At 68.9% G+C, this 24,244-nt stretch carries 21 protein-coding genes; 10 read left to right on the top strand and 11 right to left on the bottom strand.

Annotated elements, in window-relative coordinates; translation table 11 throughout:
- Positions 1 to 670: 670 nt before the first annotated feature.
- Together LX88_RS01440 and LX88_RS01435 are read right to left on the bottom strand one after the other, a co-directional pair.
- Complete coding sequence (locus tag LX88_RS01440) at positions 671 to 1,090, bottom strand: SsgA family sporulation/cell division regulator (protein WP_258946104.1); 420 nt, start codon at positions 1,088 to 1,090, stop codon at positions 671 to 673.
- Positions 1,091 to 1,210: 120 nt separating this feature from the next.
- Complete coding sequence (locus tag LX88_RS01435) at positions 1,211 to 2,137, bottom strand: DMT family transporter (protein WP_258946103.1); 927 nt, start codon at positions 2,135 to 2,137, stop codon at positions 1,211 to 1,213.
- A gap of 81 nt (positions 2,138 to 2,218) precedes the next feature.
- Between LX88_RS01435 and LX88_RS01430 the strand changes: the two genes are divergently transcribed.
- Positions 2,219 to 3,121: a LysR family transcriptional regulator gene (locus LX88_RS01430; protein ID WP_258946102.1), complete on the top strand. Its 903-nt coding sequence runs from the start codon at positions 2,219 to 2,221 to the stop codon at positions 3,119 to 3,121.
- Between the two features lie 15 nt (positions 3,122 to 3,136).
- Here LX88_RS01430 and LX88_RS01425 read toward each other — a convergent pair whose 3' ends face one another.
- The 6 genes from LX88_RS01425 to LX88_RS01400 form a co-directional block, all read right to left on the bottom strand.
- Positions 3,137 to 4,774, bottom strand: a complete 1,638-nt coding sequence (locus LX88_RS01425; RefSeq protein ID WP_258946101.1) for a serine/threonine-protein kinase — start codon at positions 4,772 to 4,774, stop codon at positions 3,137 to 3,139.
- Between the two features lie 120 nt (positions 4,775 to 4,894).
- Entirely contained in the window at positions 4,895 to 6,226 is a 1,332-nt protein-coding gene (locus tag LX88_RS01420) for a serine/threonine-protein kinase (RefSeq protein WP_258946100.1), read from the bottom strand.
- A gap of 147 nt (positions 6,227 to 6,373) precedes the next feature.
- Positions 6,374 to 7,216: a hypothetical protein gene (locus tag LX88_RS01415; RefSeq protein WP_258946099.1), complete on the bottom strand. Its 843-nt coding sequence runs from the start codon at positions 7,214 to 7,216 to the stop codon at positions 6,374 to 6,376.
- Between the two features lie 205 nt (positions 7,217 to 7,421).
- On the bottom strand, positions 7,422 to 8,249 hold the full coding sequence (locus LX88_RS01410) for a hypothetical protein (protein WP_258946098.1): 828 nt from the start codon (positions 8,247 to 8,249) through the stop codon (positions 7,422 to 7,424).
- A gap of 187 nt (positions 8,250 to 8,436) precedes the next feature.
- Positions 8,437 to 9,285: a hypothetical protein gene (locus LX88_RS01405; protein WP_258946097.1), complete on the bottom strand. Its 849-nt coding sequence runs from the start codon at positions 9,283 to 9,285 to the stop codon at positions 8,437 to 8,439.
- Between the two features lie 105 nt (positions 9,286 to 9,390).
- Positions 9,391 to 9,717 carry a hypothetical protein gene (locus LX88_RS01400; RefSeq protein ID WP_258946096.1) on the bottom strand — a complete coding sequence of 109 codons (327 nt, stop codon included), beginning with the start codon at positions 9,715 to 9,717 and terminating at the stop codon, positions 9,391 to 9,393.
- Positions 9,718 to 9,788: 71 nt separating this feature from the next.
- On the opposite strand from LX88_RS01400, the gene LX88_RS01395 reads away from it, so the two are divergent.
- Positions 9,789 to 10,841: an arginase family protein gene (locus tag LX88_RS01395; RefSeq protein WP_258946095.1), complete on the top strand. Its 1,053-nt coding sequence runs from the start codon at positions 9,789 to 9,791 to the stop codon at positions 10,839 to 10,841.
- A gap of 21 nt (positions 10,842 to 10,862) precedes the next feature.
- Here LX88_RS01395 and LX88_RS01390 read toward each other — a convergent pair whose 3' ends face one another.
- The gene (locus LX88_RS01390; protein WP_258946094.1) at positions 10,863 to 11,123 is read right to left on the bottom strand and encodes a chorismate mutase; all 261 of its coding nucleotides are present in this window, start codon (positions 11,121 to 11,123) and stop codon (positions 10,863 to 10,865) included.
- Between the two features lie 327 nt (positions 11,124 to 11,450).
- Between LX88_RS01390 and LX88_RS01385 the strand changes: the two genes are divergently transcribed.
- From LX88_RS01385 to LX88_RS01375, 3 genes are all read left to right on the top strand, one after another.
- Entirely contained in the window at positions 11,451 to 11,927 is a 477-nt protein-coding gene (locus tag LX88_RS01385; RefSeq protein WP_258946093.1) for a hypothetical protein, read from the top strand.
- 73 nt (positions 11,928 to 12,000) lie between these two features.
- On the top strand, positions 12,001 to 14,316 hold the full coding sequence (gene pcrA / locus LX88_RS01380; RefSeq protein ID WP_258946092.1) for a DNA helicase PcrA: 2,316 nt from the start codon (positions 12,001 to 12,003) through the stop codon (positions 14,314 to 14,316).
- 747 nt (positions 14,317 to 15,063) lie between these two features.
- Positions 15,064 to 15,252 carry a hypothetical protein gene (locus LX88_RS01375; RefSeq protein WP_258946091.1) on the top strand — a complete coding sequence of 63 codons (189 nt, stop codon included), beginning with the start codon at positions 15,064 to 15,066 and terminating at the stop codon, positions 15,250 to 15,252.
- A 288-nt stretch (positions 15,253 to 15,540) separates the two neighbouring features.
- Here LX88_RS01375 and LX88_RS01370 read toward each other — a convergent pair whose 3' ends face one another.
- Together LX88_RS01370 and LX88_RS01365 are read right to left on the bottom strand one after the other, a co-directional pair.
- The gene (locus LX88_RS01370) at positions 15,541 to 16,329 is read right to left on the bottom strand and encodes a M23 family metallopeptidase (RefSeq protein WP_258946090.1); all 789 of its coding nucleotides are present in this window, start codon (positions 16,327 to 16,329) and stop codon (positions 15,541 to 15,543) included.
- A 208-nt stretch (positions 16,330 to 16,537) separates the two neighbouring features.
- Positions 16,538 to 17,518: an esterase/lipase family protein gene (locus LX88_RS01365; protein WP_258946089.1), complete on the bottom strand. Its 981-nt coding sequence runs from the start codon at positions 17,516 to 17,518 to the stop codon at positions 16,538 to 16,540.
- Between the two features lie 125 nt (positions 17,519 to 17,643).
- On the opposite strand from LX88_RS01365, the gene LX88_RS01360 reads away from it, so the two are divergent.
- The 5 genes from LX88_RS01360 (at position 17,644) to LX88_RS01340 (ending at position 24,210) form a co-directional block, all read left to right on the top strand.
- Positions 17,644 to 19,323: a hypothetical protein gene (locus LX88_RS01360; RefSeq protein WP_258946088.1), complete on the top strand. Its 1,680-nt coding sequence runs from the start codon at positions 17,644 to 17,646 to the stop codon at positions 19,321 to 19,323.
- A 208-nt stretch (positions 19,324 to 19,531) separates the two neighbouring features.
- A complete protein-coding gene (gene sucC / locus LX88_RS01355) occupies positions 19,532 to 20,698 on the top strand; it encodes an ADP-forming succinate--CoA ligase subunit beta (RefSeq protein ID WP_090067162.1) in 1,167 nt (388 codons plus the stop codon).
- 5 nt (positions 20,699 to 20,703) lie between these two features.
- The gene (gene sucD / locus LX88_RS01350) at positions 20,704 to 21,591 is read left to right on the top strand and encodes a succinate--CoA ligase subunit alpha (protein WP_090005237.1); all 888 of its coding nucleotides are present in this window, start codon (positions 20,704 to 20,706) and stop codon (positions 21,589 to 21,591) included.
- A gap of 257 nt (positions 21,592 to 21,848) precedes the next feature.
- On the top strand, positions 21,849 to 22,568 hold the full coding sequence (locus LX88_RS01345) for a DUF5336 domain-containing protein (protein WP_258946087.1): 720 nt from the start codon (positions 21,849 to 21,851) through the stop codon (positions 22,566 to 22,568).
- A gap of 118 nt (positions 22,569 to 22,686) precedes the next feature.
- The gene (locus LX88_RS01340; protein ID WP_258946086.1) at positions 22,687 to 24,210 is read left to right on the top strand and encodes a cell division protein PerM; all 1,524 of its coding nucleotides are present in this window, start codon (positions 22,687 to 22,689) and stop codon (positions 24,208 to 24,210) included.
- Positions 24,211 to 24,244 lie beyond the last annotated feature (34 nt).

Below are 24,244 nucleotides of genomic sequence, written 5' to 3'. Positions count from 1 at the left end.
GACTAATCAATCGCGCAGACGTGCATCCGGCGTTCCCCCGTAGCCAGGTGGTGCAAATCGCGCCGGGCTGCTTCTGCAGCCGCTGGCGGCACGTTAGTTCCGTGGGGCCGATTTGTGCCGCGCGAGGACATGCAGGCGTTTGTCGTCGAAACGCTCGAAGCCGCGAACTCCCTGGGCGCTCCGGCGCCCGTGTCGCGGCTGAACGGTCAATGGCGGCGCACCGCCGAGGTTCACGCTGATCCGCGACTGGTCGCGATCCTCACCAGAATGACGGCGAGGACTTCGGTGACGTTCTCGCTCCGGGAGCCTTCACCGCGTGAGCACGGACCCAGGACCCGCTGTGCGGACCACTCGTCACGAGCAGCTCAAGGGCAGCCTTTCGTGCGGGGCGCAGGCGGTGTCATGCCGCGCCGGTATATCGAAGTCACCGGTGGGGACCGTGTCTGGTACCTGCTCGACGTGGAGGAGCACCTGGTGTGGATCGACTACGCCGGTGCGCATCCCAAGGCGACCGGACAGCCCGTCGTGATCTCGCCGCCGCTGCCCACGACGTCGCATCACCGCTGGTCCCGGTTGGTCTCCGGTGACGAGCTGGTCGGCCACGCTGCCCCGCGTCGCCGGCACCTCGTCCCGCGCCCGTACGACCACCCCGGACCATCACCCAGGGGGACTAGTCGATCGTCGAGACGAGCTTCTGCAGCTCGCGGTCGAAGTCGATCCACAGGTCCTCCTCGCCCGGCTGGACGACGTCGTAGGAGCTGTCCAGGAACTCCGCCACGTCCTCGGCGACGGCGCTGAGGATGGCGAACCCGGTCGGCGCGTTCAGCTCGACCAGGACGCGCTCCGGGTCGTCGGAGGCGGGACGGACCAGGATGTCGCCCTCACCGGACGGCGTCAGCAGGCCGTCGGCCAGCAGGTCGCGGGCGAACATCCACTCGACGCGGCCGGAGCCCGTGAAGAAGACGACGGCGACCGCGTAGGGGTCTTCCGGGTCGTAGACGAGCTCGGCCTCGACCGGCGCGGGGGGCGCGCCGGGTGCCAGTAGCTGAAAAGTCGTCCGGGTGGTGACCTTCAGGTTGTCGTTGTTCATGTCGATGTCCTTTCCGGGCTGGTTTCCGTGTCCGCTCACAAGAGGAGACGGCCGAGCAGCCTGATAAGGACGCGATTCGTCTCGGAACCATCCTAACGGGGGAGACGTGCGTCTCACCCCTCAGCGTTTGACCAGGTCGCGTGTCTCGTTTGGTGAGACGGTCTGACCTGCCGGGACGGGCCTCCTCCGGGTCAGCGCGATGCCCACCAGCACCACCAGCATGCCGATCACGATCCTCGCGTTGAGTTGCTCCCCGAGGAAGATCGCTCCAAGGAGTACCGACACCACCGGCAGAAGGTAACCGACGGTAGTCGCCGTCGTGGCGCCCTCATCGGCGATGACGCGGTAGTTGAGGATGAATGCCACGCCGGTGCCGAAGACGCCGAGGATCATGACGGCGACGATGCCGACCCAGTGCAGGTGCAGCGGCTCCAGGCCGCCGAACGGCGTCGCCAGCAGCAGCATCCCCATCGCGGTGGTCAGCTGCATGGCGGCGAGCTGCGTCGAGGTCGCGCCCGTGTTGACCAGGTAGCGGCCGGCGTAGGAGTAGCCGATGGCGTAGCTCGCGGCGCCGATGAGGCACAGCACCGCACCCCAGCTCGCGATGCTGTTGGCCGACTGCCACGGCGCGAAGATCACCAGCACGCCCGCGAAGCCGAGCGCGAGGCCGAGCAGGCGGACGAAGTTGCTGATCTTCTCCGAGCCGAGCGCGAGGCCGATGGCCAGCGCGAACAGCGGCGTCGTGGAGTTGAGCACTCCGGAGACACCCGAGTCGACGGTCTGGCCGCCGAACGCGAACAGCGTGAACGGGACGGCGCTGCCGAACAGGGCCACGAAGAGCATGTGCCCCCAGATCTTCCGGTCCCGCGGCAGGCTCATCTTCGCCAGCGCCAGCACGACGAACAGCACGACCGCCCCGAAGAACGTCCGCACGAGCGAGATCTGCAGGGGCGCGAGACTGCCGAGCGCGAGCTTCATCCACAGGAAGCTGGATCCCCACAGCAGGGCGAGCACGCCCATCCTGATCAACGTTCCGCGTTGGTTCACGCATCAACCATGCGCCTGCCAACACGTGAAAACAATTTAATAGTTGTGGGCAACCTTTAAGCACCGCTGTAAGGTCGGGCCATGCTGGACGTGCGACGAATGCAGGTGCTCAGGGCCGTCGTGAGCACGGGTTCCATCACCGCGGCGGCGACGAACCTCGGCTACACCCCGTCCGCCATCTCACAGCAGGTCGCCGGCCTGGAGAAGCAGGCGGGCATGCCGTTGCTGGAACGCGTCGGCAGGGGCATCCGGCCGACCGCGGCGGGTCGCCTGCTCACCGAGCACGCCGGCCGCCTCGCCGAACAGCTGGCCGAGGCCGAGAGCGCACTCACGGCGTTGCGCAACGGCTGCGCCGGCGTCCTGCGCGTCCGCTACTTCGCCACGGCCGGAGCGGCGCTCGTGCCACCCGCGGTGGCGGCGTTCCGGGCCGAGCGGTCGGGAGTGGAGCTCGACCTGAAGCTCACCGAGCCGGCCGACCCCTTCGTGGAGCTGGCGGCAGGCCGTGCGGACGTGGCGATCACCGTCCTCGAACCCGACGCGCCCGCCCCGGAGGGCATGGTCGCGCGGCACCTGCTCGCCGACCCGTTGTACGCCGTGCTCCCGCGAGGCCACGCCCTGGCCCGCAAACGCGTGATCGACCTCGGTGACCTGGCCGACGAGCCGTGGATCGACGCGGAGTGCGGCTCCAGCGGTCTGTGCGCGAACTTCGTGCAGAACGCCTGCGCGGGTGCCGGTTTCTCGCCGAAGGTGGCCGTGGAGAGCGACGACTACGCGACCGCGCAGGGATTCGTGGCGGCCGGGCTGGGTGTCACGATCATTCCCAGGCTCGGACTGGGATACGCACATCCCGGCGTTGTCGTGCGCAAGGTGCGCAATCCCGAACCCGTCCGGCACATTTACGTCGTGTACCGCGAGGACGCCGCGTCGAACCCCGCCGTGCTGACTCTCGCCGAAGCCCTGGAGAAGGCCGCAAGGGCCTCCTGACCAGGGCTGTCGCGATCAGTAGGAGCCGAGCGACTTGTCGCTGTGCAGGAGGAAGTTCGGGCTCTTCCACTCGAAGGAGATGCCCCGGCGTTCGGAGGTCGTCCCGCCGTTCTTCTTCGTGTACTCGACGTCGACTTCCCAGTAGAAGCCTTCTTTTTCGGTGGCATTGACGATCTTGGCGTCCTTGATGCCCGACCAGAAGGTCTGGAAACCGCTGTAGCCGCCGGAGAAGCTGCCCTGGAAGTTGCCGTTGCCGAGCTTCCAGGCTTCTTCCGGGGACTTGGGCGCGGTGTCGAAGTACTCCTGGAGGAACGCCTTCATGTCGTCGGGCTGGGGGGAGCTGGTCCACTGACCGGCTTTGCCCGCCGACTTCGGCGGCGTCGACTGCTTGGTCGGGTTGTTGCCCTGAGTCTGCTGCGTCGAGGTGTTCGCGCCCGCGTTGTTGTTGGTGCCGTTGTCGCCACCGTTGGAGATCATGCTCGCGAACATGATGCCGATCACCGCCGCCGCCACGATGGCGAGCGCCGTGTAGATCGTCGACTTCTTGCTCTTCGACGACGACGAGGCAGCTGCCGCCCTCGGACGCTGCGAGTACTGCGGCGCCGCGGCCGGGCGGTGGTTCGACGGGGGCTGCTGCGCGGACACCGTGCGCGCCGGCGGCGTGTGCATGTCCACCCGCGTCGCGTTGGGCGACGGCGGGGCCTGCTGGTGCCCGTGCGGCGGCGTGAGGGCCCGCGTGGCGGCCTGCTGCTGCGGTTGCTGCACCGGCGCACCGCGCCACGACGGCGGGTGGGTCGGCGCGACCACGGCAGGGGTGAAGGCAGGAGCGGCCTGGCCGTTCGCGACGGCGGCGAGCGCGTCGCGGGCCTCGGCCATGGTCGGGCGGTCTTCCGGCTCCGCGCGCAGCAGGCGCATCAGCAGCGCGGTCAGCGGGCCGGCGTTGCGCGGCGGGTTGACCTTGCCGGACGCGACCTTGTGCAGCAGCGCGATGGTGTTCTCGCTCAGACCGAACGGCGGTTCGCCCTCGATCGCGGCGTAGAGCGTCGAGCCCAGGGAGAACACGTCGGACGGCGAGCCCGGGTCGTAGCCCTTGGCCACCTCGGGTGCGAGGTAGGCGGGGGTGCCCGCGAGCATGCCCGTCGCGGTGACCGTGACGTCACCTGTCGCGCGGGAGATGCCGAAGTCGGTGATCTTCACGGTGCCGTCGTCGCCGAGCAGGATGTTGCCGGGCTTGATGTCGCGGTGCACGATGCCCGCGTTGTGCGCGGCGGCCAGCGCGGACGCGACCTGCATGCCGATCGACGCCACGTCCCGCGGAGGGAGCGTGCCGCGTTCGGAGAGCACCGCGGACAGGCTCTTCGACGGCAGGTACTCCATGATCAGCCACGGCTGGCTGTCGTCCTCGGCCACGTCGTAGACGGCGACCGCGTGGGGGTGTTGCAGGCGCGCGGCGATACGGCCCTCGCGCATGGCACGTCTCTTGGCCTCGTCCGTGTCAGCTTCGGCTAGTCCGGGCTGCAGGAGGAGTTGCTTGACCGCGACTGTGCGGTGCAGGCGTTCGTCATGTGCCGTCCAGACGACGCCCATGGCGCCGCTGCCGATCCGCTGGCTCAATCGGTAGCGACCAGCGACCAATCGGCCATCGTCGGTCACAGTTGCTCCCCGCTGTGCGGTCACTTGCTCTCTGTTCAACGGCTGATCACACCTTCGGGTTCAGATCACCCCATCAGGTGTGCGTACCCACCTTACGAGATTTCTACGGTGTAACGACGCTTAGCCCGCAGGAGGCGGCGGCGGCACTGTCGTGGTTGTCACGACGGGAACCGAGGACGACGGCTTCGGAGCAGTCGTCGTGGTGGTCGTCGTAGTCGTAGTGGTCGTCGTCGTGGTCGTGGTGGTGGTCGTCGTAGTGCTAGACGTCGTTTGCTGTGTTGTCGTTGCCTCAGGCGTGGTTGTGGTCACCTCGGGCAACGAACTCGTCGGTTCCACCGTCTGCGACGAGCTCGACGGCGGCGCTGACGGGGTCTGCTGCTGCTTGTTGAACACCCCGAGCGCCACCATCAAACCGCCGATGACCAGCAGCAACGCCAGCACGACGGCGGCGATCACCAGAGGCTTGTTGTTCTCCTGGTTCCTGACAGGAGCCATCGGCGGAGCGGTCCGCGGTGGCGCGGTCCGAGCCACCGGCCGGACCACTCGGGTCCGGTCGGGCTCCACGATCGTCGTCGGGTCGGGCCCCTCAGTCACCGCCAGGCCGCTGAACGACGGTGAACGGCCGTGCGCGACCGCGTTGAGCACCTCGCGCGCCTGCGTCATGGTGGGCCGGTCGTCCGGCTCGAAATTCAGGAGGTACAGCAGCGTGTCGGACAGCGGGTGGTCGACGGTCGGCGGGTTGATCCGCCCGGCCGCGTCGGCGTGCAGCACACCGAGAGTGTTGTCGCTCACTCCGTAGGGCGGCTCGCCCTCCATCGCGGCGAACAGCGTCGAACCGAGCGAGTAGACGTCCGAGGCCGGCGTCGGGTCCTGGCCCCGCGCGATCTCCGGCGCGAGGTACGCGGGCGTGCCGGCGATCAGGCCGGTCTTGGTGACCGTGATGTCGTCGGACGCGCGCGAGATGCCGAAGTCGGTGATCTTGACGACGCCGTTGTCGGCGATCAGCACGTTGCCCGGCTTCACGTCGCGGTGCACGATCCCCGCGGCGTGGGCCGCGGCCAGCGCCGCCGCGCACTGGGCGCCGATGCTGGCGACCTCGACCGGGTCCATCGGCCCGCCCTCGGCGAGCGCGTCGGCCAGGCTGTAGGACGGCAGGTACTCCATGACCAGGCACGGGACGCCGTCTTCCTCGACGACGTCGTACACGGCGATGGCGTTCGGGTGGTGCAGCTTGGCGGCGATCCGGCCCTCGCGCATGGCGCGCTGGATGGCCTCGTCCTGCTCGGTCTCGTCGAGACCGGGCGCGAGCAGCAGCTGCTTGATCGCGACCTCACGGCCGAGGCGTTCGTCGTGGGCGCGCCAGACGATGCCCATCGCGCCGGAGCCGATGCGGTCGAGGAAGCGGTAGCGGTCGGCGATCAAACGGCCGTCCGAGGTGCCGGACGTCGTCACAAGCCCACCTCAGGGGTGCTCGAAGGCGTGACTGCGGCTGTGGCAGCAGATCCCACGCTCGTGCTCCTCGTGCGGTAGTCAGCGGTCGTCCGGAATTGCCCGCACAGGGTACCTGTCGAGGCCCGCCGCTGAGCTACCTGTCGTACATCAGTTCGCAGGGGCGAAGAAGTCGAAACCGCCGACGGTGTCGCCCACGGTGTTCAGCACCGGGTCGAGGATGCCGAGGTCCACGCTCACGTCGACGGGGTTGGACGGCGGCGGCAGCGGGTTCTCCGAGCTGGGCGGAGGCGTGCTGTTGCTCGGCGGGGTGGCCGTGGACGAGCTCGGCGGCGGAGGAGGCGTCTCGCTCGACGGCGGGGTGCTCGGCGTGCTGGTCGACGTCGACGGCGTGGTCGAGGTCTCGGAGGTGGGCTGCTGCGTCGGCTGCTGGGTCGGCGTCTGGGCCTGCTGCGTCGGACGCTGCTGCTGGGTCTGGACGTACGGGGCGACGCGCGTGGTCGGGTTCGCCGACGTCGGGTCGGCCTGCTGCGTCTCGGTGGCGTCGGCCTGCTGGGTCTTGTTCGACGGCAGCTTCACCACGCCTTCGGTGCCGGCGCTCGCGCCACGGGCCTGGGCGCGCTCGTCGAACCGCACCTCGGCGAGCGGGCGCTCGTCCGGCGAGGACAGCCACGAGGAGGCGGCGAACGCCACGGAACCGCAGATGATGACGCCACCGCTGGCGGCGGCGGCCAGCTTGCCGACGGTGAACCCGCCTCGCTGGGTGTCGTCGGAGCGGCCCTCGCGGCGCAGCAGTTCGGTGATGTGCAGCTCCTTCATGGGCTGCTTCTTCTTGCTGCCGGGTGCCTTGACCGACTTGAACTTGATCGTCGGCTCGAACGCCTCGGGGGTGATGTCGTCGGTGATCACCGGGATCTCCACGGTTTCCGCCTCGCGGCGGGCGATCAGCTCGGCGACGGACAGCTGGCCGGTCGACTCGGCCGTTCCGTTCAACCGCCGACGATGGTCCTCAATCGACACCGCTCGTTCACCCTTCCAAGTTCGCGTACGCGCACTGGCGGGATCATGGATACCGAATCGTGACCCAAGATGTAACCCCTATGGGGGAATTTTCACGGCCCAAACCCTGGTTTCGCGACGAGCGGTCACCGTTCGACTGCGAACGGCGAGCCAGTTGGGTGCGGCCTAACTGCCCGGCCTAACTGCGCTGCGCCGAAAGGACCTCGGTGGCGACGATCCGCGGCTGGGTCGTGCTGGTCAGCCAGAAGAGCTGCTCGACGCGCAGCCAGCCGCCGTCCATCTCCTGCATGGAGACGACCGCGAGCACCGATCCGTCCGGCCGCACCGACGTCTGATCGACGCTCACCGTCTTGATCTTCCCCCAGGACCGGGCGAACTCCGCGGGGTTCGCGCCGACCAGCTCCGGAGAGAGCAGCTTGGCCGCCGAGGCAGGCTTGGTCGCGAGCAGCTCGTAGAACTTCTTCACCACGTCGACCTGCGGCAGCGGGCCCACCGAGACCTCCGGCGTGGACGGCTCGGTGGTCCCGGCGGCGGTCTGCAGCAGCAGTGCGGACGGCTGCGGCATGGGCATCACGGCGGTGGAGGTGGTCTGCAGCGGCGGGCGCTCGTGCGGCAGCTGGGCCGACAGGACGTCGGGACGCAGCGCGCTCGACCCCGACAGCGCGACGGGCCGTTCGGACATCGGGACGCCGACGTTCGCCGGGCGCTTGCCCGCGAGGATCGCCGCACCCGCGATGGACGAGACGAGCACGGCCACTCCGGTCAGCAGTCCGGCGACCCTGGCGACGTGGCTTGACTTCGTGCGCCGGCGGCGGTTCGGGACGACCGGGATCACGGTCGTCGCCGCTGTCATGTTCTCGGTGGGACCGAGCAGGGAGGTGACGAGAGCGTCGGTGGCTGCTTCCTCGCTCGACAGGATGCGCATCGGCGCCGGTGCCGGCTGCTGCTTGATCAGCTCGGCCACGCTGATCGAGCCGGCGCGGTTGTGCCGCCGTCCTGTCGTCACCGCGGGACGCTGCACTGCTCTGGTCCTCCGTACTGTCCGTGTTCAGCTGAAGACGTACCGTGGCCTCACGTGGTGACGCCAGTTTCTTGGTGGACTTCACTCGTCCGTGGCGGCCAGTGGTGATCAGGATTCACTCGATGGTGCTACCTACTACGTTCGGTAGCTCCGGGCATGACCTTGAGGCGCTTCAGTCGCCGAACTTCAACCGTTCACCGTTGATCAACGGCAGGTCGCCGGCCGTGAAGGTGAGCTCGCGCTTCTCGGTGCTGACCGAGCCGTCCTTCTTCGTCACCTGCAGCAGGCTCACGGTGAGGCCCTTGCTCGGGTCGACCAGGATCTCCTTGACCTCGATCAGCGAGATGTCGGCCACCCTGCCCTCGAGCAACGCGCCGGCGTTCGAGCGCACGGTGTCGGTGGTCATGGCGAGCGCCGTGTCGGCGTTCGTCGCCATCGCCTTGTAGAAGCTCTCGGTCTGCTCGGCGATCTTCCCGCCGTCGACGACCGGGGCCTGGGAGACCGGCACGGTCGTGATGACCGGCGGGGCCGTCCCGGACGGCTTGGGGTTCGTGGCGGACGCCTGGCCGCTCGTGCGCGGCACGCTGCTCGCCCCCGTGCCCGGCGCGGGAGCGACCTTGCCGGTGGGTGCCGCGGACAGCGTGGAGCGGCCGGTGGCCGAGGGGCTCGTGCCGCCCGTGGGCAGCGCGGCGATCGTCGGCACGTCCGACGGGTAGCCGGGCAGCCCGACCGTCTCGACCTCGCCGCCACCGCCGACCAGCTTGGCCGCGGCGAAGCTCAGGCCGACCAGCACGAGCACCGACGAGACGACGGCGAACCAGGCCGCGCGCTTCCAGGTGCGCGGCGGCGTGACCGAGGCGGGCACCAGTCCGATGTTGAACTTGCGCAGGCCGTCCGTGTCCTGCAGCGGGTCGATCTGGTGGCGGCGGGGCAGCGGGATGCGGTCGCCCCCGGCGACGGGCCTCGCGTTCAGCGGCTGCGGCCCGTCGTCGAGACGATGTTTGCCCGGCAGTTCGTCCATCCCCGACACCCCTCTGCGACGCAATCAGGGTAGGGCTGTCCGGCGGTGCCGAAGCAACCAAATGGGGGTGTTCAGGACGAGTGACACTCTTTTGTGTGAATTCGCTCAGCGCGGCGGAAGTTGAGCTTGACCGCTGTTGAGCTGCTTGCGCGTGTTCTGCACGCCGTTGAGCGCGGCCAGGCCGCTGCCGCCCGCGATGAGCGAGCCGATGACGTCGGCGCTCAGCGAGTCGCCGTTGGTGATCAGCAAGCCGATCACCGCGCCCGCGGTCGTGATGATCGCGGTCTTCCAGCGGCTGCGGACGAACTGCGAGACAGGTGCTCCGGAGAGGCCCTTCTTGTTCGCGGCCGAACCGAGCAAGCCCAGGTAAGCGTCGTGCGCCAAGGCGGCGAGCAGGCCGGCGATGGCGATCAGTGCGGCGATGAGGCCCATGCCTCCAGTGTGCCCCGAGAATTTTTCGGTGGACCATCCGTGATCGCCCTGATATCCGATTCGGTGTGGACATGTTCTGGCACGACGACTGCCTCGAGCACGACGCCGGTGAGGGCCTGTGGGAGCTGCCGGGCTCCTGGCCGTGGCTCGACGTGCCCGAACCGCACCCGGAGACGGCGGCGCGGCTGCGTACGTTCCGGCACGCGCTGACGCACGGTCCCGTGGCGCCGCACTTGAAGTGGCACGAGGGCCGGCATGCATCCGTCGATGAGCTCCTGCGCGTGCACACAGCGGGGTACTTGGACTCGTTGCGCGTATCGGAGCGTGTGGCGCTGGAGGTGAACACGGTCGTAGGCCCGGAGACGTGGCGTGCGGCGTCCGCGGCGGCAGGGACCGCGTTGGCGGCATTGGAGTCCGGTGCACCGCTGGCGTACGCGCTGGTGCGGCCGCCGGGGCACCACGCGCAGCCGGACATGGCGGACGGCTACTGCTTCGTGAACAACGCGGCCCTGGTGGCGGAAACCGCGCGACGGCAAGGAATGCGCGTCGCGGTCCTGGACTGGGACGTGCACCACGGCAACGGCACGCAGGAGGTGTTCTACGACCGGCCGGACGTGCTGACCATCTCGGTGCACATGCGGCACGGCGCGTGGGGCACCAACCACCCGCAGACGGGCGCGCCATCAGAAGTGGGTGCCAACGGCAGGAACGTCAACATCGAGCTGTCACTCGGTGCGGGCGACACGACATACATGCGCGCGCTCGACGAGATCGCTTTCCCGCTGCTGCGCGAGTTCGAGCCGGACCTGCTGGTGTGCGCGTCCGGGTTCGACGGATCGGCGTTCGACCCCAACGGGCGCCACAACCTCACGGCGGACGGGTACCGCGAGATCGGGCGGCGGGTGGCGTCGTTCGGACCGCGGGTCGTGCTCACCCAGGAGGGCGGCTACCTGCGCGGCTACTCGGCGCTGTGCCTGCACGCGCTGGTCGAGGGACTGCTGCGGCTGCCGGAACCGTTGCTCGAGGACCCGCTGGCGTACGTGCCGGACGACAGCCGGCTCGCGGACGCGGACCTCGAACGGGTCAGGGCCGCCCTGAAGCCTTTTTGGCCCGGCGTGCTCTGACGCCGGGCCCCGTCCGACCTGCTACCTGCCGAGCGGGCCGCGGCCCATCTTGAGCAGGATCATCGCGAGGTCCTTGCCCTCCGGGCCGAGCGGCCGGTAGCGGTTGAGCACGTCGATCTCGCGGTTGTGCACGATCTTCGTGCCGCCGGCCGCCATCCGGGCCGCGCCGATGATCTTGGAAATTTCGACGCGTCGTTGCACCATGCGGAGGATCTCCGCGTCGAGGTGGTCGATCTCCTCGCGCAGCTCGTTGATGTCGGGTTCGGTGGTGGTGTCCATCATCAGTGACCTCTCGAGAACTTCGAGTCCTGGCCCGGAAGCAGCGAAGCCCCGGGGTCCGAGGACTCCGGGGCTTCGTGGTGGCTTTTCAGCGCTAAGCGACCACGGGAGCCGGAGTCCGGGTCCCGTAGAAAAACTCGAAGAACGTCGCGCGCATGGATTCAGTGTTGCACAGAACCTCCCTGGCCCGCCAAGTCCGCGCGGCGAGCGGGCTCACCAGGTGGGATCGCAAGTTCCTGCTTCTGCTCTAGCCACGCGGCCGCGACTCGGACATAGAGTCGGGCCGTACCTGTTTCAAGACCTGGGGGTCATGTGAAGTACGTACTCGGGATGACGGCTGCCCTGGCGCTGTCCCTCACGATCGTTCCGGCCGCGTCCGCGGAACCTGGCTTCGCCACCGTCGGGCTCACGAAGGTATCGGGCTGGTCCGGTCCCGCGGGCGGCACCTGGGTCACCAGGGGCGGGATCACCGCCCGGCAGAAGTTCGACCTCGACATCACCAACGTCGTGGGCCACGACGAACAGGGCCTGTCCGTCTTCATCTCGTTCCCGACCGACCGGCTCGAGGTCACGGGCCACGAGGGCGACGGCTGGACCTGCTGGGACGTCGACGGAGGTCCCGGCGCCGAAGGCGTCCAGTGCACGCAGGATCACCTGATCGTGCACGAGGAGGCGTGGCCGACGCTCACGGTCGAGACCAAGGCCGCCACGATCTGGACGCAGGACAGCATCGACGTGTACGCCGAGGCAGGCGGCCATGAAGCGGTGCACGCCGGGCAGAACTTCATGATCGACACCAGCACCTGATAGTTCCTGTTCGTCGAACACATGGTCGGGCGGTACCGGATTCGTCGGTGCCGCCCGGTACCGTGGATGGACGATGAGCGCCTTGTTCGACTTGCCTTCAAGTCCCCCCGTTTCCCGCGCGGGCCACCTGCTCGACGACCTGAACCCCGCGCAGCGCCGTGCCGTCGAGCACGCCGGTTCACCGCTGCTCGTGGTGGCGGGCGCCGGCTCCGGCAAGACGCGCGTCCTCACCCGCCGCATCGCGTACCTGCTCGCGGCGCGCGACGTGCACCCCGGCGAGATCATGGCCATCACGTTCACGAACAAGGCCGCCGCCGAGATGAAGGAGCGCGTCGCCGACATCGTGGGCGCCCGCGCCCGCTCGATGTGGGTGTCGACGTTCCACTCGATGTGCGTGCGCGTGATGCGCAGGGACGCGAAGGTCCTGGGCATGTCGTCGAACTTCTCGATCTACGACAGCGACGACTCGCGCCGCCTCATCACGCTCGTCGCCAGAGACCTGGACCTGGACCCGAAGAAGTACGCGGCCCGCACCCTCGCCGTGCACATCTCGAACCTCAAGAACGAGCTCGTCGACCCGGAGACCGCAGCCGCCCAGGCCACGAACGACCTGGAACGCCGAGTGGCCGAGGTCTACACCGTCTACCAGCGCCGCCTGGGCGAGTCGAACTCGCTCGACTTCGACGACCTCATCATGAGGACCGTCGAACTCCTGCAGCGCTTCCCGGACGTGGCAGAGCACTACCGCCGCCGCTTCCGCCACGTCCTGGTCGACGAGTACCAGGACACGAACCACGCGCAGTACACCCTCGTGCGCGAACTGGTCGGCAAGGCGGGCGGCGAGATCCCCCCGGCCGAACTCTGCGTGGTGGGCGACGCGGACCAGTCAATCTACGCCTTCCGCGGCGCCACGATCCGCAACATCGTGGAGTTCGAGCGCGACTACCCGGACGCCACCACGATCCTGCTGGAGCAGAACTACCGCTCCACCCAGAACATCCTGACGGCCGCGAACGCGGTGATCTCCCGCAACCCGAACCGCCGCGACAAGTCGCTCTGGTCCGACCTCGGCGAGGGCGAGAAGATCGTCGGCTACGTCGCGGACAACGAACACGACGAAGCGGCGTTCGTGGCCAACGAGATCGACCGCCTGGTCGACGGCGGCGAGGTCAACAACTCCGAGATCGCCGTCTTCTACCGCACCAACAACCAGTCGCGGGTCTTCGAGGAGATCTTCATCCGCCTGGGCCTCCCGTACCGGGTGGTGGGCGGCGTCCGCTTCTACGAGCGCAGGGAAGTCCGCGACGCCCTCGCCTACCTGCGCACCCTGGCCAACCCGGACGACACGGTCTCACTGCGCCGAATCCTGAACGTCCCGAAACGAGGCATCGGCGACCGGGCGGAAGCCTGCGTCTCGGCCTACGCGGAACGCGAGCGAATCAGCTTCGCCGCGGCCCTCCGCGAAGCGGTGAACGACCGGGTCCCACTGCTGAACGCGCGCTCCCGCAACGCAATCGCGGGCTTCGTCGAAATGATGGACCAGCTCGGCGAGATGGTCGCCCGCGAGGACGACGTGGCCGACATCCTCGAGTCGGTCCTCGACAAGACCGGCTACCGCACCGAACTGGAAGCCAGCGAAGACCCGCAGGACCACACGAGGATCGAAAACCTCAACGAACTGGTCACCGTGGCCAGGGAGTTCACCGAACTGGAACTCCCAGAGGGCGCGGACCCGGTCCCGTCCCTACCGGCGTTCCTGGAACGGGTCTCCCTGGTGGCAGACGCGGACTCGATTCCGGACGCGGACTCGGACGGCGTGGTCACCCTCATGACCATCCACACGGCGAAGGGCCTCGAATACCCGGTCGTCTTCAGCACGGGCTGGGAAGACGGCGTCTTCCCGCACATGCGAGCCCTCGGCGACCCAGCCGAACTGGCAGAAGAACGCCGCCTCGCCTACGTGGGCATCACCAGGGCCCAACGCCGCCTCTACCTCTCCAGGGCCCTCGTGAGGTCAGCCTGGGGCCAGCCCTCGGCAAACCCGGCCTCCCGCTTCCTGGGCGAAATCCCAGAAGACCTGCTGGACTGGCGCCGAGTAGAACCTTCCCGCTCAGGCCCGGCAGCAGCGACAACCTGGGGCCGCTCAGCCTCGAGCGGCGGCATAGCCTCCCGAGGCCTGTCCCGCCCAGCGCCAGGCAAAACGGGCTGGAAGGACGCCCCAGCCCTGAAGCTGGACGTGGGCGACCGAGTAACCCACGACAAGTACGGCCTGGGCCGAGTAGTAGCAGTGGACGGCGCGGGCCTGCGAGCCACAGCAACGATCGACTTCGGCGGCGCAGGCACAGTCCGCCTGATGCTCATCGGCAGCGTCCCAATGACAAAGCTCTAACGCACAGCCACACATCCCGCTCGCGATGCCGAAGGCGAGCCGTCCTTACCGTGCGGTCCGGGTGGGGTGGCTTCGTCACGAGTCGTGCCACACCCCTCCTGGCATGTGGCCCGCTCTTGGCTCGGCTCGTGACGAAGCCAGCCCACCAACGCGCCCTCAAAGCAACGCGCCTCCGCCCAACGCAACAGGCGTGCCATCTACCCGCGCACGGCGTGGACCCCGGCTTTGGATCAGATTGGCGGGGTCTGGGGCGGAGTTCTAGGAACCAGACTTACGGAACGCCCAAGTCCCACCAAACCCGCCCAAAAATTTCTCCAGAAGAATCTCAAAAACAGCGCAACGGCAAGCCAGGACGTACGTCTATGTGGGTGTCGCAAGCAGCACAGCCAGGGAACGTTCGGGGCGGTCCAAGGCACAACGAGCAGCCTGCAGACACAGGGGAGCGAAGGGACGGCGGGGGCCTAACTTCGCGGCGAAGTGCGGCCGGACCGAACGGGAGAGCGGTCCGGCCGCACTGTCTTCTCAGGACTCAGAGCCGGGCACAGCCCCAACACAGTCCAGACACAGTCCCAAGGCGCACCGGCAAACCGGGGAGATCGACCCGGCGAACCCGAAGATCAACGCAGGTCAGCCCCACAACGTCCAAAAATTGTCAGACCCCCGGAGCATCATCGACCGCATGAGGCCACAACCCCAGCGGGAGAGCTCGAATTGGATCACGTACTGGCTGGCGCCCTGCACGAACGTGTGTTCGCAATCCTCAAGCAGCTGGAATCCCCGGAGACGCTCAGGCTGGTCGAAGCCTGGCGCACGCTGCTGCACCACCACGCACCGACGGAGAGCGGGGCCTGCAAGGCCTGCGGCCCACGCTGGCGCAAACACATGTGCTCGGTCTGGCGCACAGCGGCGGCCTACTTCGCCCGCCCGAACCTGTAGGGCTGTAACGCCCAGAGCCACAACTCCGAAAGCCGTGACACGCCCTCAAGGAGCGGTCCATCCGGCAAGGGGCGCGAGTACAGCGGCACGACTACGGCGCGACTGGAGCGACGCTAGAGGCTCCTGGGCCACACGAGCCTCCTGAGCCGTTCCGAACACCCTGACCCACACCACGAGGTGGGCCAGCCGCGAACAAGCGTCAGAAAGCTGCTGAGCCGTAGTTCCAGAAGTCTCGAACCAGGAGATCCGAAGACCCCGTAGTTCCAGCCGCCGAAAGACCCGGGTGGATCAGACCGTCACGCCGCGAGCGTTCAGCCAGGTCAGCGGGTTGACCTTCTGGCCGTCCGGGTTCCAGACCTCGAAGTGCAGGTGAGGTCCGGTGGAGAAGCCGCGGTTGCCCATGCGGGCGATCTGCTGCCCGGCCTTGACCTGCTGGCCTTCGCGGACGCCGATCGTGTCCATGTGGCCGTAGACGGTGATGGTGCCGTCGGAGTGCTGCACGCGGACCCAGAGGCCGAAGCCGGACGCGGGGCCCGCTTCGATGATCACGCCGTCAGCGGCGGAGACGATCGGGGTGCCGATGGGGCCGGCGATGTCGATGCCGAGGTGCATGGTGCCCCAGCGGCCGCCGTAGCCGGAGGTGAACTCGCCGGCGGCGGGGCGGACGAACTTCGGGCGCTTCTTCTCGGCCTCGACGACCTCGCGCTCGGTGCTGAGCTGCTGGCTGCGCAGGAGCTTGGCGGCCTCGGCGGAACCCTCCGTCGTGGTCTTGGAGACCGCGAGGATCTGCGGTGCGGAGGCGGTGTCGCCGCCCATGCCGTCGAAGGTGGCGGCGCCGTCGGCGTGGTTCGCGAGCTGGACGTCCTTGCTGTCGTCCGCTGCGGCCTGGCCGATCTGGCCTGCGCCTGCCGCTGCGAACGCGCCTACTGCGACGGCGGCGACGACGATGCGTCCGCGAAGCGCCGAGGGTGGCGGGGGGAGCCGGTGAGAGCTGACCGGGCGCGTGGTGGCGCGGTCGACTGCCTCTTCAAGCGCAGCACTGCGTTCATGGCCGCCGGGGGAGCGGTGGTGACTCAAAGCTTGCCCTTCCGCCTTCGGGGAGCCTGATCGGGTGGACGGCCGGGCGGGGGATCCCGGTGAGTCAGAATTCGGGGTTCTGACTCGGTGTCCTTCTGTGATCAGACCGTGACAACGGACCGGGGGACGATAACGGCGGGAAGCCTCGGAGGGCAAACCCCAGTTCGTTATGTCCCCCCAATGGGCGGCAACCTGCGGGTTTTATCTGTCAACTGTGACCATCGGTGATCTGAGACGGCCGACACGCCTCACCGCCAGCGGCGATGGGGTGAGTTGACAAGTCATCCGATCGGGTGATGGCCGTCACAACTACGTGAAGGGTCCTCGTGTCAACCGGCAAAGAAAGGTGACCTGAATCACGTATCTGGTGCTCTTCTACGACCAACGAAGGGTGCTCCAGCCGGGCGTTGCGCTGCGGAACGATGACTTGGTCCATCTCGGACCAGACGACGACGAAGCGTGTGCGGCACGGCCGGCAGGGCTCGGCGAGTTCGGTGAGCAGTTCGGAGCCGGGCCGCAACTGCCGGGTCAGAGGCGTCGGCAGTAAGTAGGCGGCAAGGGTGCCGTTGTGCGGCGTACCCAGAGTGACGAGTGAACGAACGCGTGAGTCGCCATGCAGCCGTTGCACGTAATACCTGGCGATGAGCCCGCCCAGCGAATGGCCGACCACATGCACCTGATCGGAGCCGGTCTGCTCGCAGATGCGCTCGATGTGCGCTCCGAGCAGGGCGGCGGAACGGCGGACGTCTCCGGTCAACGCCGTCAGCACGCTGTAGTTGATCGCGTGAACTACCCCGAAGCCCCGCCTTCGCAGCGCCCCCGACAGCACCGCGAAGGCGGAACGGTTGTCCCCGATGCCATGCACCAACACGATCGGGGTGCCCGCCGCGTCCATGGCCGAAACCACCAGCCCGCGCTGGCGGGGCGGCAGCCCGTCGGTGCGGTAGTGCCGGTACTGGCCGTCCGGCCGCAGCTGTTCGGTGATCGCGCCCCACGGGTAGAGCACCGCGTGGGCCGTCAGCCAGGCCGCTTCCATCGCGACCCCGCGCATGCCGCCGGGTGTGGCCATCGCCCGCAGCGCGACCTTCACTTCCTCCGCGACGTCCCGGGCGGTGTGGACGCCCCAGCCGGCGCGGTCGAGAGCCGCGTCAGTCAGACGCGTGATCCACGACCGGCCGCTCTCGCTCATGTGAGCGACGGTAAGTGATGAAGTCACGCGCTAGGAGTACCCGCCGACTGTTTTCCACATGCGAACGAATTTCGTCTTAGTAGGGGACACGTGACCACACACAGGTCTTGCTAGGTTCGCCCGCGATGACTCGCACCGAGCTCGAGAACCAGACCCCCGCGGCCGCCAGGCTGCGCACGTCGTGGGCCCTCGCCGCGGCAGGCTCCCTCCTCCTCGCCCTCGGGCCGCTGCTCGGCGTGGTCGACGGGGCCGAACCCGCCTTCACGTCGTGGCCGCTGCTCGCACTGCTGGCGCTGTTGCCGCCGGCCGTGGCGGGCGTGCTGCTGATGCGCGGCCGTCCGTTCGTGGCGGCGGGGCTGCTCTCGGCGGCCGGCGTCTTCGCGGTCGGCCGGCTGCTGAGCGACTTCCAGATCGTGCTCGACGCGATGGACGTGGCGCGGCCCGAGCTGTTCCGGCCGGACACGCTGGTCGCCGTGACGCCCTCGACCGGCGTGTGGCTGCTGATCGCCGGGCACGTGCTGGTGATCGCCGGCGGCGCGCTCTCGGCGGGTCGCGCCGGCATGCCCGCCGACGAGTCGGAGCCCCCGACGCTGGTCGCCTTCCCCGTGCTCATCGCCGCGATCGCCGCGATCGGCCTGCTGGGCAAGCCGTTCACCTCGATCGACCCGTTCCAGCTGGACCGCGGGCCGTGGGAACTGCCGGTGCTCGGGCTGATCGGCGGACTGCTGGTCGCGGTGGCCGCGCCGCTCGCGACCGCGCTCGCGGCCAGTTCGCCCGACCCGGACACCCGCCAGGGCGGAACCATCGGTGTCTCGTTGTCCCTCCTCGCCGTCGTGGTGCCCCCTCTGGCCGTGGGCACCGTCGCGTCGGGCCTGAGCATCAGCGCGGGATCGGTCACCGCGTTCACCGCCGCTCTTCTCCTGCCCGCCGTGCCTCTCCTGGGCCGGACGGTGCGACTGCTGCGCGGCAAGCGCGACGAGACGCACGACCCCGAGCTGCCTTCCACCCGCCGCCTGCACGTGACCGCCGGTGTCTTCGCCGTCCTCGCCGCGGTCGCGATGCTGGTCGGCGCGCTCCTGCCGCAGCTCGTCCTCACCGCCGGCGGTGAGGCACCCGGCCTGGCGTCCGTGAACCTGCTGTGGGTGGCCGGACTCGCGTTCGGCGTCCTCGGACTCCTCTTGTTCGTGCCGGCCGCGGCCGCGGTGGTGCGCCCGGCACTGCTGGGCGGTTACCTCGCCATGCAGCTCGCCGCCGCGGGCATGACCGAGGTGGTGGTGGCGGCGAGCCAGGTGGGCGTCGCGCAACCGGGCGCCGGTTTCTGGCTGATGGTCGTCGAGGCCCCGCTCGGCCTGCTGGCACTCGCCTGCACGGGCCTCGCGGGTGCGATCGATCGGGAGAACGCGGGTGAGGTCGAGAAGGAGCAGGTGCCGGTGGCCGAACTCGGCGCGGTGCTGCTCGCGGGACTGTTCGCGGTCGGCGCCTTCGTGATGCCGACCATGCGCGGCGACAAGTACGTCTCGCCCACCCTGGTCCCGGACAGCGACCCCGCGGTCTCCTGGGCGCTGCTGATCTCCCTCACGCTGCTGATCATGACCCTCGTGCTGGTGTTCAGGTCGAGGCCCGCTCGCGGTGCCGCCACGCTCGCCGGTGCGGCGCTGCTGCTCGGCGTCCGCGCACTGGAGCTGCCGCTGACCGGCGACCGCGTCGAGGGCGCGGTGGCCGCACCCGGCACCTGGCTCGCGCTGGCGTCCGTTGCGGCACTGCTGGTCGCGGCCGGCTTGATGGGAGCTCGTTCGGCCCGCTGAAATGTGTCCTTGAACTCGCGTTTTCCTGCGGCGCGCGCGTGTGCGTGATCGACCTCACCGCAGTTGAGACCGACCTCACCGGTGGTGACGTGCGAGCGGTAGCCGCAGGTCGATAGTGTCTGGGCCCAGCCGCGTCAAGTGGGTTCGCTTGGCCCCTTGAGGACCACCCAGGCGCGGTGTTCCGACACCGACGTCGCAGGAGACCCGAGTGGACCTGTACGAGTACCAGGCGAAGGACCTCTTCGCCGCCCACGGCGTCCCGGTACTGCCGGGCGATGTGGCTACCAACCCCGAAGACGCCAAGGCCATCGCCGCGAAGTTCGGCCAGGCCGTTGTCGTCAAGGCCCAGGTCAAGACCGGCGGCCGCGGCAAGGCCGGTGGTGTGAAGCTCGCTTCCACCCCCGAGGAGACCGAGGAGAAGGCCAAGGCCATCCTCGGCCTCGACATCAAGGGGCACATCGTTCACCGCGTTCTGGTGACGCCCGCCTCCGACATCGCGGAGGAGTACTACTTCTCCTTCCTGCTCGACCGCGCCAACCGCACCTTCCTCGCCATGGCGAGCGTCGAGGGCGGCATGGACATCGAGGAGGTCGCCGCGACCAAGCCCGAGGCCCTCGCGAAGATCGCCATCGACGCCATCAAGGGCGTCGACGTGGCCAAGGCCACGGAGATCGCCGACGCGGCGAACTTCCCGGCCGAGGTCAAGGACCAGGTCGTCGACACGATCGTCAAGCTGTGGGAGACCTTCGTCTCGGAGGACGCCACGCTCGTCGAGGTCAACCCGCTGGTCCGCGACCCGCAGGGCAAGATCGTCGCGCTCGACGGCAAGGTCACGCTCGACGAGAACGCCGACTTCCGCCACCCGGCCCACGCCGAGCTGGTCGACAAGGCGGCTGAGAACCCCCTCGAGGCGAAGGCCAAGGAGAAGGGCCTCAACTACGTCAAGCTCGACGGCGAGGTGGGCATCATCGGCAACGGTGCCGGTCTCGTGATGTCGACGCTGGACGTCGTCGCGTACGCCGGTGAGCAGTACGGCGTGAAGCCCGCGAACTTCCTCGACATCGGTGGCGGCGCGTCCGCCGAGGTCATGGCCAACGGCCTGGACGTCATCCTCGGCGACGAGGCCGTCCGCTCGGTCTTCGTGAACGTCTTCGGTGGCATCACCGCTTGCGACGCCGTCGCCAACGGCATCGTGAAGGCGCTGGAGATCCTCGGCGACTCGGCCACCAAGCCGCTCGTCGTCCGCCTCGACGGCAACAACGTGGAGGAGGGCCGCGCGATTCTCGCCGAGGCCAACCACCCGCTGGTGACCGTTGTCGACACGATGGACAACGCGGCCGCCAAGGCCGCCGAGCTCGCGGCTGCGGGGGTCTGAGTCAGATGGCTATCTTCCTCAACGAGAACAGCAAGGTCATCGTCCAGGGCATGACCGGTGCCGAAGGCACCAAGCACACCAAGCGCATGCTCGCGTCCGGCACGAACATCGTCGGTGGCGTGAACCCGCGCAAGGCGGGCGAGAAGGTCGACTTCGACGGCACCGTCCTCCCGGTCTTCGGCACCGTCAAGGAGGCCATGGAGGCCACCGGTGCGAACGTGACCGTGATCTTCGTCCCGCCGGCCTTCTCGAAGGCCGCCGTGGTCGAGGCGATCGACGCCGAGATCGAGCTGGCCGTCGTCATCACCGAGGGCATCCCGGTGCACGACACCGCCTACTTCTGGGCGCACGCCGTCGCGACGGGCCACAAGACCCGCATCATCGGCCCGAACTGCCCCGGCATCATCAGCCCCGGCAAGTCGAACGCCGGCATCATCCCCGCGAACATCGCGGGCAGCGGCAAGATCGGTCTGGTGTCGAAGTCCGGCACGCTGACCTACCAGATGATGCACGAGCTGCGGGACTTCGGTTTCTCCACCGCGATCGGCATCGGCGGCGACCCGATCATCGGCACCACGCACATCGACGCCCTGGAGGCCTTCGAGGCCGACGAGGAGACCGTCGCGATCGTGATGATCGGTGAGATCGGTGGCGACGCCGAGGAGCGTGCGGCCGCGTACATCAAGGAGAACGTGACCAAGCCGGTCGTCGGCTACGTCGCGGGCTTCACCGCCCCCGAGGGCAAGACCATGGGCCACGCCGGCGCCATCGTCTCGGGCTCGGCGGGCACCGCGCAGGCGAAGAAGGAGGCCCTCGAGGCCGCCGGCGTCAAGGTCGGCAAGACGCCGTCCGAGACGGCTGACCTGATGCGCGAGATCATGCAGGGTCTCTGACCCTCGGCTCGGTGGCCGAAACCGGCGAAGCCCGTTTCGGTCACCGAACGAACTCTTGCTTCTAGGAGTGTCACAGCACGCGGGGACCTTTCGTACCGACATTGAGTACGAAAGGTCCCCGCGTGCGTTCGTGGGCAGAGTAGTTTTGGAGGCTGGACGTAGCTCGGATGGCGGAACCGGCATGCGCCGGTCACCGTCTGAGCAACGCATCAGTTAGCGTCTCGCGACGCACCCTGGTTTGAGGAGGAGACCTCGACATGTCCGTGCCTTACGGCGCACCCCAACAGCAGCCGCCGGGTCCGGCACAGCACCAGGCTCCGCCGCCGGCCCACGGGGCCCCCGGCGCCAACAACATCAACCTGGCCCTGATCCTCCCGCTGGCCGCGGCGGGTCTCGGCCTCGTGGCGTACCTCGTCGCGTTCGCGGACGACGTCAGCGGCAACGTGACGTACCTGCTCGCCGCGGGCCTGCTCGCCGGCCTCTCGGTGCTCCCCAGCACCCCGAAGGGCTTCGTGCCGGTCGCCGCGGTCCTGGCGGCCGTGCAGACGCTGCTGCAGTTGCAGGGCATCATCAAGTCGCCGTCCGTGCAGGGCCTCGACATCGTGCTGCTCATCGTCGCGCTGCTCGAGACGGCCGCGGTCGTGCTCGCGTTCCTGCTCGCCGAGGGCATCGTCAAGTTCGAGCCGAAGCCGGCGAACCCGTACGCGGGCCAGCCCCAGGGGCAGCCGGGTGGCTGGAACCCGCAGTCCGGCGCGTTCCCGCAGCAGGGTCAGCACCCGCAGCACGGTGCACCCCAGCAGCAGCAGGCCCCGCAGCAACAGCCGCAGTTCGGTCAGCAGCAGCAGCAGTTCGGCCAGCAGCCGCAGCAGCCCGCGCAGCCGGGGCAGCCGCCGCAGCAGACGAGCTTCATGCCGCAGCCGGGCCAGTTCGGCTCGCCGGGCACGCCGCCCGGCGGCTTCGGCGGACCGCAGCAGTAAGGTCCGCACACCGTTCGACCTCAGGGGTGGTGCCGGTTCTCCGGTGCCACCCCTGTCGTATGACCCGGCGTGCCTGCCCTGAATGGCCCAGCCGGCCTGACACAGTGGAGAAGTGCCCGTGCTGCAACGCGATGTGACCCGCGAGGTCAACACCGTGCGCCCACCGGAATTCTCGCGGTCCGAACGCATGCGCGTGCTCGTCGCGGCCGCGGTCGGATCGGTGGTCGTCGGATACGCCGCGGTCGCCGCTGTCCTCGCGCTGGTCTCCGCGACGGCCACGTACGCCGACTTCTCCACGTCAGGAGTGCTCAGCGCCGCCGCGCCCGCCTGGCTGGCGGCGCACCACGTGCCGTTGCGCTTCGACTCGGGCCAGCTCGGCGTGCTGCCGTTGCTGCCCACCGCGTTGCTGATGCTGCTGGTCGGCCGCACCGCGGCGGGCACCGCGGACCGCCTCGGCCTCTACGAACCGCTGCAGGCCCGCGGTGTCGTGCTCAGCATCGCCGGATCACACGCGCTCGTCGGCGGCACGATCGCGCTGGTGATGGGCGACGGGGTCGTGCGTGCCACACCGGCCGTGGCGTTCTTCGGCTGCGCGGCGGTGTCCGGTCTTGCGGCCACCCTCGGTGTCGCCCGCCGCTGTGGCCTGTACGAGGTGGTGTTCGACAAGCTCGACCCGGTGGCGCTGCACGGGCTGCGCGCCGGTTTCATGGCGTTGTTCGCGCTGGTCAGCGTCGGTTCGCTAGCGGTTGCGGCCGGTCTCGCGGCTTCGTGGCCGCGCACCAGCGAGCTCTTCGCGGGGGCCGGTCCGTCGTTCGGCGTCGGCCTCGGCGTGTTCCTGCTGTGCCTCGCCTACCTGCCGAACGCGATCATCGCGGGCTTCTCGTACGTCGCGGGTGCCGGGTTCTCGATGGGCGGGGTCGAGGTCTCGCCGCTGCGGTTCGTCGGTGGTCAGGTGCCGCCGGTGCCGCTGCTGGCGGCCATGCCGGAGAACGAGTTCGTGTGGAGCCCCGGCGTGCTGGCGGGCGGCGCGGTGCTCGGCGTGCTGGTCGGCTGGACCTGCCGCAAGGTGTCCGAACGGCCGAGCTCACGGCTGCGCGCGGTGCTGGTGGCCGCGATCACGGCGGGGGTGGGCAGTCTTGTGCTCGCCGCGACGGCCGGCGGACGGCTGGCCGGCGGCGCGTTCGACCCCGTGACGGTGCCGGCGGGCCTGCTCGCGCTGCTCGTGGCGCTGTGGGTGCTGGTGCCGGGTGCGCTGGTGGCGTGGCTCGCCGGCAGCCGCAAGAAGGCCGTGGCGGTGGACGCCGCCGCCGAGTTCGTCGAGCCGGACTACGACGAGGAGACCGCCGACCCGGACGTCGTGTTCGAGGACACGGAGCTCACCGACCAGTTCGAGCAGCTCGAGGTCGTGGACGGCGACGAGTTCGAGGTCGACGAGGACCTCGAGGACGACGACCACTACGACGAGGACGAGTACGCGGAAGAAGAGCCCGAGGACGTCGAAGACGTTGAGGGCGAAGAGGAAGACGACGCCGAACCGGAAGCGGAAGAGGACCTCGGCGAAGAAGAGGACCTTGATGCGGAGTTCGACGAAATGCTCGGCATGGAGGCCGAGGAGGACCTGGACGGCAAGCCGGGACGGTGACGTCATAGGCTGCTCCTGAGCTGCTGCAACGACC

It is taken from the genome of Lentzea californiensis, from assembly GCF_024648825.1.
GTDB lineage: Bacteria > Actinomycetota > Actinomycetes > Mycobacteriales > Pseudonocardiaceae > Lentzea > Lentzea californiensis.
This window is presented reverse-complemented; position numbering and strand designations above follow the sequence as displayed.

Excerpts from the sequence above, each read along its gene's own strand:
- sucD (WP_090005237.1), top strand. The coding sequence starts at position 20,704 with ATGGCTATCTTCCTCAACGAGAACAGCAAGGTCATCGTCCAGGGCATG.
- LX88_RS01440 (WP_258946104.1), bottom strand. The coding sequence starts at position 1,090 with ATGAACAACGACAACCTGAAGGTCACCACCCGGACGACTTTTCAGCTA.
- LX88_RS01360 (WP_258946088.1), top strand. The coding sequence starts at position 17,644 with ATGACTCGCACCGAGCTCGAGAACCAGACCCCCGCGGCCGCCAGGCTG.
- LX88_RS01365 (WP_258946089.1), bottom strand. The coding sequence starts at position 17,518 with ATGAGCGAGAGCGGCCGGTCGTGGATCACGCGTCTGACTGACGCGGCT.
- pcrA (WP_258946092.1), top strand. The coding sequence starts at position 12,001 with ATGAGCGCCTTGTTCGACTTGCCTTCAAGTCCCCCCGTTTCCCGCGCG.
- LX88_RS01395 (WP_258946095.1), top strand. The coding sequence starts at position 9,789 with ATGTTCTGGCACGACGACTGCCTCGAGCACGACGCCGGTGAGGGCCTG.
- LX88_RS01430 (WP_258946102.1), top strand. The coding sequence starts at position 2,219 with ATGCTGGACGTGCGACGAATGCAGGTGCTCAGGGCCGTCGTGAGCACG.
- LX88_RS01405 (WP_258946097.1), bottom strand. The coding sequence starts at position 9,285 with ATGGACGAACTGCCGGGCAAACATCGTCTCGACGACGGGCCGCAGCCG.
- LX88_RS01385 (WP_258946093.1), top strand. The coding sequence starts at position 11,451 with ATGACGGCTGCCCTGGCGCTGTCCCTCACGATCGTTCCGGCCGCGTCC.
- LX88_RS01390 (WP_258946094.1), bottom strand. The coding sequence starts at position 11,123 with ATGATGGACACCACCACCGAACCCGACATCAACGAGCTGCGCGAGGAG.
- LX88_RS01400 (WP_258946096.1), bottom strand. The coding sequence starts at position 9,717 with ATGGGCCTCATCGCCGCACTGATCGCCATCGCCGGCCTGCTCGCCGCC.
- LX88_RS01345 (WP_258946087.1), top strand. The coding sequence starts at position 21,849 with ATGTCCGTGCCTTACGGCGCACCCCAACAGCAGCCGCCGGGTCCGGCA.